This window comes from Occallatibacter sp., assembly GCF_036502485.1.
Classification (GTDB): Bacteria; Acidobacteriota; Terriglobia; order Terriglobales; family Acidobacteriaceae; genus Telmatobacter.
This window is the reverse complement of sequence record NZ_DASXYM010000003.1, coordinates 1-13,733: the sequence shown is the minus strand read 5'-3', so window position 1 is coordinate 13,733 and position 13,733 is coordinate 1. Positions and strand designations below refer to the sequence as shown.

Here is a 13,733-nt window from a genome sequence, read left to right as displayed (position 1 = left end):
GCAGGGCAGAGACACCTTCCCCAATGATGCTTCCGACGCGTCCTCAGTCCACCATTGACGCGAAATACGCCGCCACCTCATTCCAGTCATTCACCCTGGCGTACTCCGTGGTGTTCAGATTGTGGGGCGCCGTGTACAGAAGCCCCGTCCCCTGAAAGCGCTGCAGGTTGCGCGGCAGGTCGTCGATCAGGTAGTCAGCCAGCAGAATCGACTTGTTCCCGCAGAACACGTAGTTGGCGGGCGGAATGAAGGGGAAGTGGCGCTGCAGCCAGCGGTACTTCGGCCCCAGCGAGTTAGGCACCGTCATGGCTTGCGTGGCGATATAGATCTCGAATCGCTCGCTCAGTTGCCGCAGCACATCCTGCGCCCCGGGCATCAGGGGCAGGTCCTCGAAGAAATCCTCTGCATCCAGAAAGTCCCGCAACTGCTGCCGGCGATCCTCCGGCGCACACTCCCACAGCGACTTGCCAAACAAGTCGTCCGGCGTAATGGCCTCGTCGAACGCCTCGTTATAGCGGCGCAGATGTTCTGACAGGGTGTCGGCCATCACCTCGTCCATGTCCACGCAGATCCTGCGCATGCCCTGGCTCCTGATTCGCTTTCCTCAAGCCTAGCAGCACATTTGTCGTCAGGAGAGTTGATTGGTCAGGCGGAGCTCAGGTGGATCTTACCTGGAGGTGAGCTGGACCTCAGCTTAACCGCCGCGGCTTGGCCATCGCCGGCGGATCGGGATTTACCGGGGCCTGTTTGCCTGCCGGCTGTTCCGCGGGCGTCATCGACGGATCCCAGTACAGCATCCGGCCGCAACTGTCGCACGCCAGCAGCTCGCCATCCCGCAGCTGGTTCCAGACCTGCGGCCTGACCCCTATCCGGCAACCCGTGCATTGCTGATTCTGCGCCTTGGTAATGGCGGTCCCGCGATGCGCCGCAATCCGATCGAATCGGGCCAGCATGTCCGCATCGATCTCGGTTCGAAGGCTTTCGCGTTCTTCATTCAGCTCGGCCTGCCGCGCTGCGTTTTCCTTCTGCCGCTCGCCAACCCGCTCCCGTGTCTTATCCAGCGCATTGCCGGCAACCTCCACCTGGGCGCGGGCGGCAGCCAGGGCGGTTTCGTGCTGGTCAGTCCGCTCCAGGCTTTCGAACTCCTCGTTCTCCAGGCGCTCCACCTCGGCTACCGCGAACGCGATCTCCTTCTCCATGGCCGTAGCCTGCGCCGGAGTGGTGACGGTATCCAGTTGCGTTCGATAGCGGGTGGCCTTGTCGCGGTGGGTCTTGATCTCGCGCTCAAGCCGCGTGCGCAGAGTTTCTTCACGGGTCATCGCGTCTGACAGCGAGGCCGATTCGCGCTGTGCCTTCTCCAGCGTCGCCTGCGCCTGAGCCGTCTCCGCCGGAAGCGCACGGGCAGCCTGCGCGAGCTGAGCTCGCTCCACTTCGACAGTTTGCAGTTTAACGAGCTTTTCTATAACCGGCAGCACGGTTGGAATGAAGAATAACATCCCACTCCGGATCACGGCATCCGCGCCTTCCGGCCCGGCTTGCCGCGTCCCCGCTCCCGGCGTCCTGCGCAGTTCCAGACGCCCCGCCCCATCTGATCCGCCCGCCACCGTCTGGCAATAGTGCCAGTAGCCTTCGGCGGCCTTCCCCCTGACTCTTCTTTCAATAACCAAACCTGCCCGGGCGCTTTGCTGCTGCGCGGAGCTTGGGCGGCGAATGGCTGACTTTCGGCAATCGCAAAATACCAGAAGGGTGGAAAGAAATATGAAATACCGGCGCGTATCCGCGGCTGTGGCTCTGTTCTTTAGTGTTGTCGCTTTGGCTGCCACTGCAGCCGCACAGTCAACCGAGCTCGAGGGCCTGATCAAGACCCGCAATGGCGAAATGCTGGGCGTACAGACAAGCGATGGCATCGTCAACGTAATGCTCACGGACGCTACCGATGTGGCCCAGGTGCAGGGAATGCTCAAGGCCCGCCATAAGGAGATGTCAATGGCCGCCCTGATTCCCGGGCTGCCCGTCAAAGTCAACGGGGTCTATAACGACGAGCATCAGCTCGTAGCCCAGACCATCCGCTTCAAGGGCAATGACCTGCAGCAGGCTAAGGCTATTGATGCTGGAATGCATGAGACCAAAGCCAAGGTCGCTGCCAATGAAGCCGAGCTCGCCAAGCACAAAGAGGAGCTGGCAAGACAGGATGCGGAGCTGCAAAAGCAGAATGCTGCCATCCAGGAAGCAGTCGCTCGCTTCGGGCAGTTGGATGACTATTACATCTTCGATGAAGTCACCGTGAACTTCGCCAACGGCAAGACCAGCATCGATCCGAAATATATCCCGCAGCTGCAGGCATTAGCTCAGAAAGCTCAAGGCATCCAGGGCTACATGATCGAGGTGAAAGGCTACGCCTCGGCCACCGGGAACGCGGCCAAAAACCAGGCCCTCAGCGAAGATCGCGCTGACAATGTCACAAATGTCCTGCTTCAGCAAGGCAAAGTCCCGCTCACGCGCATGCTGGCGCCCGGCGCCATGGGTGAGAGCGAGCAGGTGGCCGATAACAAAACCGAGGGAGGCCAGGCCGAGAACCGGCGCGTCGTGGTTCGCGTTCTGCAAAACAAAGCCATTGCGGGAACCGCCACCAAGGCGGCCAACTAACCCCTCCCTGCCGAAATCCCACCCAGCCCCAGGCCCTCAACGCCTGGGGCTTTCTGCCCGCGATCGCCACACGGCAGCCATTCTGGTTGCGCTCCCTTCTGCCATTCCCCACGCAAATTCACCGCCCGCCGGGATACTTCTGCGCTCCAAGCTGGTCTAAACTGCCAGCGAGCCAAATCCATGCTGAATACTCGATCCCTGTTGCGGTGCGCTGCTGCCCTTGCCGTCTTCTGCCCTGTTTCAATCCTCCATTCCCAGCTGCAATCCCCCGCCCCCACCCCCGGACAGCAGGCCGCGGTGGACTGGGTGCATGCCAATTCCATCCCGCTCAAAACCGTGGAGGCGCGCAACGGCTTTGCCGATATGGAACCCCTGGGCAAAGTCGTCGGCGACGCTCGTATCGTTTCCCTGGGCGAAGCCACCCACGGCACGCGCGAATTCTTCCAGTTCAAACACAGGATGGTCGAATACCTCGCGACCCAAAGAGGCTTCACGATCTTCTCCATTGAAGCCAACATGCCTGAGGCCTACCGGCTGAACAAATACGTTCTCAACGGCGAAGGCGACCCAAAGCAGCTGCTCAAAGGCATGTACTTCTGGACGTGGAACACCGAGGAAGTCCTCGACATGATCCTGTGGATGCGTGAGTTCAACCAATCCGGCAAGGGGCGCATCGAGTTCACCGGTTTCGACATGCAAACGCCCACCGTCTCCATTGAGACCGTGCGCGACTTCCTGCTGGCGCACGACGAGGCGTTCTTCCACGGCACGGTGGAGGCGCTCTACAAAGAGGTTCCCCAACTCGATCAGGAGCCGCCGCAGAACAGCTTCGCCGTGGCCACCTCGAAACTGCCAGGCGACGTGGTCGCCGGCAAGCACGTCACCATCGCAGGCTTTCTCCGCAGCGAGGACATTGCCGACGGCTACGCCAGTCTGTGGATGCGCGCAGACGGCCCCAACCGCCAGCCGCTCGGCTTCAAGAACCAGGAAGACAAAACCATCCGCGGAACCACTCCGTGGAAGCGCTACGAAATCTCTCTCGACGTGCCCGCGGATGCGGTCACGGTCTTCTTCGGCGCTCTGCAGTCAGGCAGCGGCTCGGCCTGGCTCGACGCGATGGAGATCACCATCAACGGCAAGCCTTACCAGGATGGCGCGATCGATCTCGGCTTTGAGTCGGATACGCCCAAGGGCTTTTTCACGGGGGGCGCCGGATATGAAGTAGCTCTGGACAAGAGCCTTGCGCAGAGCGGCGCACAGAGCCTGCGCCTCAAACGCGTGTCTTCGCCGCCGGTTGCCGCAGCGCGCGTGCCGGATGCGGCTCTGCAACTCCGGTGCAGCGACGTCCTCAGGCACCTGGAGCAGAACCGCACCCGCTATGTACAGTCAGGCTCATCGGAGACCGAGGTCGACTGGGCCATTCAGAACGCCCGCCTCGTGCAGCAGTTCGTCGCGATGAAATCCGGGAAGCAGACCCGGGATGAGAGCATGGCCGAGAACATCGACTGGATCGCGAAACACAACCCCGGCGCAAAGATCGTGCTGTGGGCCCACAACGGCCACGTCTCCAACACCGGCTTTTCCGGCACGCTCTCAATGGGCAACTATCTGCGCAAAAAATACGGCAAGCAGCTAGTCAACTTCGGCTTCGCATTCAACCAGGGCTCGTTCCGCGCCTGGGAGCCGGGGAAATCGCTGCACGAATTCACCGTCCCGCCCGCTCCTGAAGGCACGCTCGATCATGCGCTGTCTGAAGCAGGCATCCCGCTGTTCGCCCTCGACCTGCGCGCCTTGCCTGAAAACAGCGCTGCCGCAAAGTGGTTCGCGGAGCCGCACAAATCGCGCAGCATCGGCGCCGCGTTCAGTGACTCGCTCGAACCCAACCTGTGGAGCCCGGGGCCGGCCAAAGCCGATTTCGATGTGCTGCTGTTTGTGGAGAAGACTGCGGCGGCCCGCGGAAACCCTTAGAACAAATCCATAGCTCCCGGATTCCGCCGCGCACGTCTCACCAGATCCGGCAGGGCTTCTCGGCCACCATCTTGCTGCCCTTCTTGCAACTGAAGCTCTTGGCAAACTCCGGCAGATCGCTGAGAACCACGTTGCTCCGGTACTCGTCCGGCGCGTGCGGATCCGTCTGCGCCTGCGTACGCAACTGCTCCGGCCGCGTCTGCGTGCACCACTGCTGCGCATACGCAATCCAGAAGCGCTGCTCCGGCGTATAGCCGTCCTTCGCTTCGTCCATATCCGCGTGCGCGGCGTTGGCCTTGTCCTGCCACGCAATCCATGCCAGCCATAGGCCGCCCAGATCCGCCAGGTTCTCGCCCAGCGTCAGCTTGCCGTTCAGGTGCACGCCCGGAACCGCCTCGATGGCGTCGTACTGCTTCACCATGCACTCGGCTCTCTGGTTGAAGTTGTGCTCGTCGTCCTTCGTCCACCAGTCCTTGAGATTGCCGTCCTTGTCGTACTGCCGCCCCTCATCGTCAAAACCATGTGTAAGCTCGTGTCCAACCGTCGAACCCATGTCTCCATAGTTGGCGGCGTCATCTTCCTTGTCGCTGAAGAACGGCGGCTGAAAATATCCCGCCGGAAAATTCACATTGTTCTGCTGCGGATCGTAGTATGCATTCACCGTGGGCGGCGACATATACCACTCAGCCTTATCGACCGGCTTGCCGATCTTGGCAATCTGCCGGTCGAAATTGAATACCCGTACCCGCTGCTGGTTGCCAAACGGGTCGCCGCGCGTAATCTCCAGCTTCGAGTAGTCGCGCCACTTGTCCGGATAGCCAACCTTGTTCATCACCGTGTGCAGCTTCTCTTTGGCTTTTGCCTTGGTCTCCGCGCTCATCCAGTCCAATGCATCGATGTCCTTGGCCATCGCATCTTCAATCGCCACCGTCATCGTCACCGCGCGCTGCTTGGCATCCGGCGGAAAATACCGGGCCACAAACACCTGTCCCAGCGCTTCGCCCATCTCCCGATCCACCCGGCTGGTGCACCGCTTCCAGCGCTCCTGCTGCTTCTCCGCGCCGTTCAGAATGTGCGAGTAGAAGTTCCAGCTCTCGGTCTCGAACGCCTCCGGCATCGACGTTCCCGCATAAGCGTGGACCAGGTGCCAGCGTAGATAGGCCTTCATCTGGTCCACGGGCGTATCGGCCAGAATCCGGTTGAACTCCGCGAAAAACTTCGGCTCGTTATCGTTCGCCTTGCCGGTGATCGGCGCGTGCGCCGCGCGATTGTATTCGGCCAGCGAGAAGTTCGTCAGGTTGTTGTCCAGCGCGGCCACGGTAGTTGGATGGTCCAGGTTATGCGGGTCGCGCTGCTCTGTAATCGTCAGCGATGCCTTCGCCATCCGCGTCTCGATCTCCATGACCGTCTTTGCGTCGCGAGCCGCCTGCTCCTCCGCCTCGCCCGCCAGCGTCAACATCTTCGTTACGTGCGCCACGTACTGCTCGCGCTGCTCCACGGATTTTGCATCGCTGCGCGTGTAATAGTCGCGCTCCGGCAGGCCCAGGCCCGAGGCATAGTAGAAGCTGATCACCTGGCTGGCATCCGCAAAATCCTGGTTCGAGCTCATGGCGAAGAACGCGCTCACGCCGGTGCGGTGCAGATGCCCCAGCAACTCCGGCAGTTCCTTCGCTGACTTCAGCGCCGCAATGCGGTCCAGCTCCGGCTTCAGCGGCGTGATCCCCGCCTTGTTGATCGCTTCGGTATCCATGCAGCTCGCATACTCGTCGCCGATCTTCTGCTCGTTCGCGCTGCGCGATTCCGGGCTCGCCGACGCCGCCGTCTCCAGAATCTGCTTCAGGTGCAGCCGGTTCAATTCGTACAGTTCCGTGAACCGCCCGTACGACGTTTGATCCGGCGGTAGCGGATTCTTTTTGAACCAGCCGTTGCAACTGTATTGATAGAAGTTTTCGCAGGGGTCAATGGACTTGTCGATCAGCGACGAATCAAAAACCTTCAGCTCCGACGGCGAAGCACTGGCCTGCGCCCCTCCGGCCGCCCCCGAAACCTCCTGCGCAACCAGAGCCCCGGCCGGGAAAATCATGAGAGCGGAAATTAAGGTCAAACGGCAAATCAAACCTGCGCCATAGCTTTGCATGCCGACACTCTAGCAGATGCCGCTCCTCCATAGCGCCCGTCTCCAGACCGGCTGGCGCGGCGATCTCCAGAACCCTCTCCTCATCCCCCGCATGCCTCTGTTTCTCCCACGGTCGGACGGTCATTCTGGCTGCGATCCCCTTCTGAATCCGCCCCCGTAGAATGGAAGAGCCGGGATCTTTCCCCCTAGGAGCAAGTCAGGTGGCGCAACGTACCTTCAGCATCGTCAAGCCCGACGCCGTTCGCAACGGCCACACCGGAGCCATTCTCGCCGAGATCGAGAAGGCCGGTTTCAAAATCGTATCGATCAAAAAGCAGTCCATCTCCCAGGACCAGGCCAGGGGCTTCTATGCCGTGCACAAGGAGCGCCCCTTCTTTGAAGGCCTCACCAAATTCATGTCCTCCGGCCCCATCGTCCTCATGGTCGTCGAGAAGGACAACGCCATCGCCGATCTCCGCAAGCTGATGGGCGCCACCAACCCCGTCAACGCCGAAGAAGGCACCATCCGCAAAAAGTTCGCCACCGATATCGAGCAGAACGCCATCCACGGCTCCGACGCCGAGGACACCGCCGCCTTCGAAATCGGCTACTGGTTCGCCGGCTACGAACTCGTCTAGGCGTCCCACAACCTGGGTGCCCAGGTCTCGATTTTGAGACCTGGGATCTGGAAACCTGCCGCCCTTATCGTTCCACCACCAGCCTATCCGAGCTTGTGGCGGCGAAGCCGCAGTGAGCCCCACCGCAGGTGGCTAGGCAAACAGATCCTCAATCTTCTTCCTCAGCTCCGCGACCTCGTTCCTCAACTCCGCTACCGTCGCTTCCAGCCGTCCCACCCTGTCCTCCTGGTCGACACTCAACGGCTGCTGCGTGCCCCAGGTCTCTCGATTTTGGAATCGGTCTGCACTCGCCGCGCTCCCCGCCTCGGCCTGATTCGCGACCGGCCCCGAAAGCAGATGCGCATACCGAGCCTCCCGCGACCCCGGCTGCCGGGCCAGCACCGCCACCAGGTCGCGTTCCATCAGCTTCTGCAGGCCGCCCAGCACGTCGCTGATCTCCGTAAAGCCGTGCATCCGCTCCGTGCGCCCGCGCAGCTCGCCCGGCGTCTGTGGACCGCGCAGCAACAGCACGCACAGCAGCGCCGTTTCCGCTCGTGAAAAGTTGAACTTCTCCCCCAGCCAGTGCTCGTACTTGGTCACCCGGCTATCCGCCCCATGCGCCGGGCCGGCCAGACGCAGATCCTGCAGAGCGTGCAGCGCCTGCCGCACAGTCTCCTCATCCAGATCCGTCACCGGCTCCCGGTTCGAGCGCTGATTGCACGCGTTCATCAGCGCGTTGAGGCTCAGCGGATAGTAATCCGGCGTCGTCACTTCCTTCTCCACGAGCGCTCCCAGCACCCGCGCCTGCGCGGCGGTCAGAACCATCGGCTCAATAGGCATAGCCCTATTGTGCTTGCACGCGCCGCTCCCTGGGAAGCCGGAATCGCATCAATGATTCACTGTCAGGGTCAACGTCGCGGTCCGCGTGATGGCGCCGGAAACCGCCGTAATGGTGACCGTGGCCACCGTGGGTTGCGGAGTCGGCGGCGGCTGCGTACCCAGCCCGCTCACGCTGCTGCACGCCGAGAGCCCCGCAACCCCTGCCAGCACCAGCAGCGCTCCCAGCCACAAGCCCCTGCGCCGTGTCCATCCCAGCAACAAACATCCCCCCAGAACCAGCGCCGCCGCCGGCGCCACCTCGCTGCTACCCGGCCGCAGGATCGACGCCGACGTGCTCGCCGCAATCGTCAACTGCGTCGTCACCGCGCCGCCTGCAGGTGTAACGCTCGAAGGGCTGAAACTGCAACTGGTCCCCGCCGGCAGCCCCGCGCAGGAGAAGCTCACAGCGGAATCGAACCCGTTCTGCGGCGAGATCGTCAGCATCACCGAGCCCGAGCCGCCGGCCTTGATCGTCAACGCATCCGCACTGGCCGCAAGGGCAAAGTCAGGCGCCGGCGCTGGCCGCTGATACGCCCAGAGATCGTTCAGCGCGCCCAGAATCCCGTTCTTATCGAACCCCTCGCCGCCAAACAGCCACAAGTTCCCCTCAGCATCGCTCCAGCTTACGGCCGAGTTGCGGCTGCCCGGCGTGTTGCCCGCGGCCGGTACGCCGAGCGATCCGTACAGGCCCCATTGGCCGTCAATATTGCAGTTGCCGTTCTTGTCCTTGCCTCCGCATAGAATCTGATTGCTGCCCGCGATCCACGCCCATTCGCCGCTGGCGATGTGAAACGCCCAGAGGTCATTGAACTCATTGATCACCCCATTGGCATTATTGGCGCCCCCAAACAGCAGCAGGTCTCCGCCTTCATCGATTCCTCCACTGGAGCCGTTTCTGCCGCTCGGGACATTCCCCGCTGCGAACTGGCCCAACGTCCCATAGGTCGCGGGTCGCGCGCACTCGTCATTCGTCTGAAAGCAGTTCTGGTTGCCCGTTGAACTGCTTCCGCTCCTCCACATCCACTCCGTCGTGGCTGGGTCAAACTCCCACAGATCGTTGAGATAGCCCCGCGCCCCGTCGGACCCCAGCCGATTGCCGCCAAACAGCCACAGATGGCCCTGACTGTCCGTCCAGGTGGTCGCATTCCAGCGCGAACCTGGAACATTGTTGGCTGCCGCCGATCCCAGCGTGCCGTACACCCCGGAGTTGTAGCCCGCATCGCTGCCGCTGATCCAGGTCCACTCATCCGCAGCCGGATCGTACTTCCACAGATCGTTGAGGAGAGTGTTGCTGCTGGCCCCGCAGCCACTGCCGCCAAACAGCCAGAACGTCCCGTCTGCTCCGGTCCACCCAGAGCCAAGAATGCGCCCTCCCGGCTGGTTCGTCCCCGACGTAACCCCGACCGTCCCATACACAGCGGGCGCGCACGTGTCGCTGTTGTCTGCGAGCGTGCTGGCTCCGCCCACCCACGTCCACATGCCCGCGGCCATGTCGAACTTCCACAGGTCGTTCAGGCTGCCGAAATTCCCCACAGCGTCGTAGCCCCAGCCCCCAAACAGCCACAGATTTCCATCGCGGTCCGTCCAGCTCACGCCGGATTCGCGGCTCCCGGGCGTGTTTGCCGCGGCAGCCGTGCCCATCGTGCCGTAGACGCCATACGCCTGGTTGTCGCTCCCGCTCATCCACGTCCACTCGTTCGTGGATGGGGCATACTTCCAGAGATCGTTGTTGTGGATGTTGGAAATGCCTACTGTGGCAAAATTCTCTCCGCCAAACAGCCAGAAATTCCCGTTGTGATCCGTCCAGGAGATCGCGCCGGCCCGGATCTCAGGCAGATTCGAGGCCGAAGCCACACCCTTTGTCCCAAAGACGCCGCTCCTCGTGTCATACGTGGAACTGCCGCTCACCCAGATCCACTGGCGGGCCTGCGCCCAAGCGGAACACGCGCTGGTTGCCATCCCTGCCAGTGCGGCGGCAAAGAGCCAGAGGCGCACATGCACGCGCGCTCGGCGAGGCGAGAATAGGGCAGTCGAAACCATTGCCTGGATCACTCTGCTTGCTCAGGATCCCTGTGCTGTTCCCTGAAGGTGAAATCGAGAGTAGACGAATTGTAATCCCGCCGCGCCCGTCCCATCTGCCCAATTCATCAATCGCCGCACCAGGTCGCGGTTCGAGCGCTGATTGAACGCGTTCACCCGCGCGCTCAGGCTCACCGGGTAGTCATCCGGCCCTCACACGCGACAAGAACCCCCGTACAGAGGCCACACAACTGCTTTCGAAAAGGGATGAAACGACTGTACGCGCAGCCCGGCAGAAATCGACGAGACGCCGCCCGGAAAGACGGCTTCACAGCTTTGAAAACCGTGCAAATCCGCCGCCGGCCCAGACGACGCGCAGAGCGCCGTCTTTCCGCGTAAGTTTCACCCCAGCAACCACTTGAATTGCCCGCCGGCCCCTCCGCCGCCCTTCCCGTTCCCTGCACCAAATCCCCATTCAGCCCTCGAAATCCCCATTCGCTGCACCTCGGTTGGGTTGATCTGGGTCAAAGACCTAGCCTGAGCATGAACCTCTGCCTTCAGCTTCCCCATCACGGGGGAACGGGGGCGGGCCGGGCGCTTTAAATCCAGTGCGGCCAGCATGGCCGACACAGCAGCCTGAAGCCGGTAACCAATTTCTTGAAGGAGATCGCAACAAATGGCCAAAGCGACAAAGTACGCCGAGAAAGCCGTGGTGATTGCGGCCAAGGGCGCGTGGAGCGTGTTCGAAAAGCTCAACCGCATCAGCCCCAACCCGTCCTTCACTCCCAAGTGGAGCGACAAGCCGCTGCTCAAGTCCTACCAGAAGGAGAAGCCGCCTCTCGGCTGGCCGCGTACCACTGACTCGCTCTGCCCCAAGTGCGTCCCCGAGATCCGCAAGCAGATCCTCGACGGCAAGCTGCCGCACGAAGTCCTTCTGAATGAGAAGATAGGCGAAATCAAGGCCCAGATCATCGAGCGCGACGGCCAGATCCTCATGGTCAAGGATTGCCCCAAGCACGGCCACTTTGAAGACGTCATGTCCATTGACCCGGCCTTCTTCAAGCACCTCGAGCAGTCGTTCCCCGGCCGCGACATCCGCGCCCATGGCGACGCCTCTGACAAGCTCCACAATCACGGCACCTCTACCGTCACCCACGGCCGCGGTTCGGTCCTCACCATCGACCTCACCAACCGCTGCAACATGATGTGCGACCCCTGCTTCATGGACGCCAACCAGGTCGGCTTCGTCCACGAGCTCACCTGGGACGAAATCAAGACCATGCTCGACAACGCCGCGCAGATGAAGCCGCGCCGCCAGATGAGCGTGCAGTTCTCGGGGGGCGAGCCCACCCTGTCGCCTTACTTCCTTGACGCCGTCGCCTACTCCCGCAAGGTTGGCTACAACTCCGTGCAGGCCGCCTCCAACGGCATCGAGTTCGCCAAGTCCAAGGAACTCTGCCGCGCCGCTGCTGAAGCAGGCCTCCGCTACGTCTACCTCCAGTTCGACGGCATCGGCAACGCTGCCAACTCGCACCGCAAGGTCGGCAACCTGTTCGACGTGAAGCTCCAGGCCATCAATAACCTGCATGAAGCCGGCGTTGAAATCGTCCCCGTGACGACCATCATCAACGGCATCAATAATGAGCAGGTCGGCCGCATCATCTCCTTCGCGCTCGACAACCCCAAGAAGATTTCCTTCCTCTCCTTCCAGCCCGTCAGCTTCACCGGCCGCGACGAAGAGATCTCCGATGAGCGCCGCACCGCGCAGCGCTACACCCTCTCGCACATGGCGCACGACATCAAGAACCAGTGCGGCTTCGGCGTCCCCGAGCGCGACTGGTTCCCCATCTCGTTCATGAGCACCTTCTCTGACTGGGCCGACCTGGTGCACGGGCCCACCGCCGAGTGGGGACAGCTCTCCTGCGGGTGCCACCCCAACTGCGGCATCGGCATGGCCCTCATGATCGATAAGGAAACCAAGGAAGCGGTTCCCGTCACGGCCTTCCTGCACATGGATCAGGTCGCCAAGGACCTCGCCAAGGTCAATGACGCGGCCCGCGGCAAGTGGCTCTCCGTCATCGGCTTCGGCCTCGCGCTCCTGCGCAACTACGATCCGTTCCAGGCGCCCACCCACTTCAAGATCACTGACATGCTCAAGAAGATGGACAAGACCTTCAACGCCACCGGCCGCAACTACGGCTCGGTCAAGGGCGACCGCACCCTCGAGGACATTCAGAAGCGCCGTCAGGATCGCTGGAACTTCCTCTTCATCGCCGGCATGTGGTTCCAGGACCTGTTCAACTACGACTTCCGCCGTACCGAGCAGTGCATCATCCCCTATGCCACGCAGGAAGGCGAAATCAGCTTCTGCGCGTATAACACCGGCATCGGCTGGCGCAACATCATTGAGAAGATGCACATGACCGCCACCCTCACCAAGTGGTATGAGGAGCACGGCCGTCATGAAATCTTCGCCGGCGGCAAGAAGGTAGCCATGAGCGAGGTCGGCCACACCCTCAACCTCAACATGGAGCACGTCAACTCCGAGGCCAACCACACCCTCGACAACCTCGGCATCGCCAAGAACGCCCGCGAAGAGAAGATCCGCGCCCGCGCCGCCAAGACGAGCCTGGATCAGGTGAAGGCGGAAGCCGAAAATGCCAAGATGGCCAAGCTCTACAACGAGCACGTCCTCGGCATCAAGGCACCGGAAAGCGGTCTGGTCTCACTCGACGCCATCCGCCCCGCGAGCAACAACGCCGCCAGCCCCATCAACCGCCAGTCCCAGAAAGACGCCGACCTCGTCGCCGGCGACTAGTCCAACCTATCCATCAGGGGAGTAACAACAAAGGCCGTCCGCATCAGCGGGCGGCCTTCGTGTTGCGTGGCAGGGTGGCCCACGCACCCCGTATCGGAGGCTGTATCGGAGGCTGTGCCCCGTTCATCGCAGCCTTATCGCGATGAGCGGGCCTTCACCAAAGTCCAGCGGAGTTACGATAGCACCATGCCATCCGGCCTGAAGCGGTTCCAGAAAGCCGAAGCCCTTCACTTCATCACCTTCAGTTGTTTCCAGCGTCTTCCATTCCTTGAAGAGTCAGAACCCAAGGACCTGTTCGAGTTAGTTCTGGAACAGACCCGCGCACGTCATCAGGCCAGGGTCTTCGCCTACGTGCTGATGCCGGAACATATCCACCTTCTCATCAACGAGCCGCCGCTGATCCTGCTGGCGCAGTTTCTGAAGGCGCTCAAGCAGATCACTTCACGCAAACTGCGAGGCGACCGGCCGCAGTTCTGGCAGGAACGTTATTTCGACGCGAACATCTATAGCGAATCAGGCCGGTCCCAGGTGATCCGATACATCCACCGGAATCCCGTAAAACGGGGGCTGGTCGCATTCCCCCAGCAGTACCGATGGAGCAGCTTCAACCACTACGCGACCGGAATCCGAGGAGTCGTTGAAATCGAGTCGGAATGGACGGCAAGAACGC

General features: G+C 61.8%; 10 protein-coding genes. 5 read left to right on the top strand and 5 right to left on the bottom strand.

All coding sequences use genetic code 11. The annotated features are described in order from the left end of the window. Positions 1 to 43: 43 nt before the first annotated feature. Together VGL22_RS00540 and VGL22_RS00535 are read right to left on the bottom strand one after the other, a co-directional pair. Entirely contained in the window at positions 44 to 580 is a 537-nt protein-coding gene (locus VGL22_RS00540) for a 5' nucleotidase, NT5C type (protein ID WP_465264919.1), read from the bottom strand. A gap of 109 nt (positions 581 to 689) precedes the next feature. Further along, positions 690 to 1,667, bottom strand: coding sequence for a zinc ribbon domain-containing protein (locus VGL22_RS00535; RefSeq protein WP_465264918.1), 978 nt, complete (start codon positions 1,665 to 1,667; stop codon positions 690 to 692). 91 nt (positions 1,668 to 1,758) lie between these two features. Between VGL22_RS00535 and VGL22_RS00530 the strand changes: the two genes are divergently transcribed. After that, complete coding sequence (locus tag VGL22_RS00530; RefSeq protein ID WP_465264917.1) at positions 1,759 to 2,646, top strand: OmpA family protein; 888 nt, start codon at positions 1,759 to 1,761, stop codon at positions 2,644 to 2,646. Positions 2,647 to 2,826: 180 nt separating this feature from the next. Then, on the top strand, positions 2,827 to 4,614 hold the full coding sequence (locus VGL22_RS00525; protein ID WP_465264916.1) for an erythromycin esterase family protein: 1,788 nt from the start codon (positions 2,827 to 2,829) through the stop codon (positions 4,612 to 4,614). 37 nt (positions 4,615 to 4,651) lie between these two features. Here the strand turns inward: VGL22_RS00525 and VGL22_RS00520 are convergent, their stop codons facing one another. Then, on the bottom strand, positions 4,652 to 6,718 hold the full coding sequence (locus VGL22_RS00520) for a M13 family metallopeptidase (protein WP_465264915.1): 2,067 nt from the start codon (positions 6,716 to 6,718) through the stop codon (positions 4,652 to 4,654). A gap of 233 nt (positions 6,719 to 6,951) precedes the next feature. Here VGL22_RS00520 and ndk point away from each other — a divergent pair, with 233 nt between their 5' ends. Further along, the gene (ndk, locus tag VGL22_RS00515) at positions 6,952 to 7,368 is read left to right on the top strand and encodes a nucleoside-diphosphate kinase (protein WP_465264914.1); all 417 of its coding nucleotides are present in this window, start codon (positions 6,952 to 6,954) and stop codon (positions 7,366 to 7,368) included. Positions 7,369 to 7,500: 132 nt separating this feature from the next. Here ndk and VGL22_RS00510 read toward each other — a convergent pair whose 3' ends face one another. Next, positions 7,501 to 8,187 carry a YceH family protein gene (locus tag VGL22_RS00510; protein WP_465264913.1) on the bottom strand — a complete coding sequence of 229 codons (687 nt, stop codon included), beginning with the start codon at positions 8,185 to 8,187 and terminating at the stop codon, positions 7,501 to 7,503. A 48-nt stretch (positions 8,188 to 8,235) separates the two neighbouring features. Beyond that, complete coding sequence (locus VGL22_RS00505) at positions 8,236 to 10,266, bottom strand: Kelch repeat-containing protein (protein ID WP_465264912.1); 2,031 nt, start codon at positions 10,264 to 10,266, stop codon at positions 8,236 to 8,238. 655 nt (positions 10,267 to 10,921) lie between these two features. On the opposite strand from VGL22_RS00505, the gene VGL22_RS00500 reads away from it, so the two are divergent. Both VGL22_RS00500 and VGL22_RS00495 read left to right on the top strand, forming a co-directional pair. Next, positions 10,922 to 13,063, top strand: coding sequence for a radical SAM protein (locus VGL22_RS00500; RefSeq protein WP_465264911.1), 2,142 nt, complete (start codon positions 10,922 to 10,924; stop codon positions 13,061 to 13,063). Positions 13,064 to 13,177: 114 nt separating this feature from the next. Then, the coding region (locus VGL22_RS00495) for an REP-associated tyrosine transposase (protein WP_465264910.1) at positions 13,178 to 13,733 on the top strand (556 nt) is incomplete at its 3' end.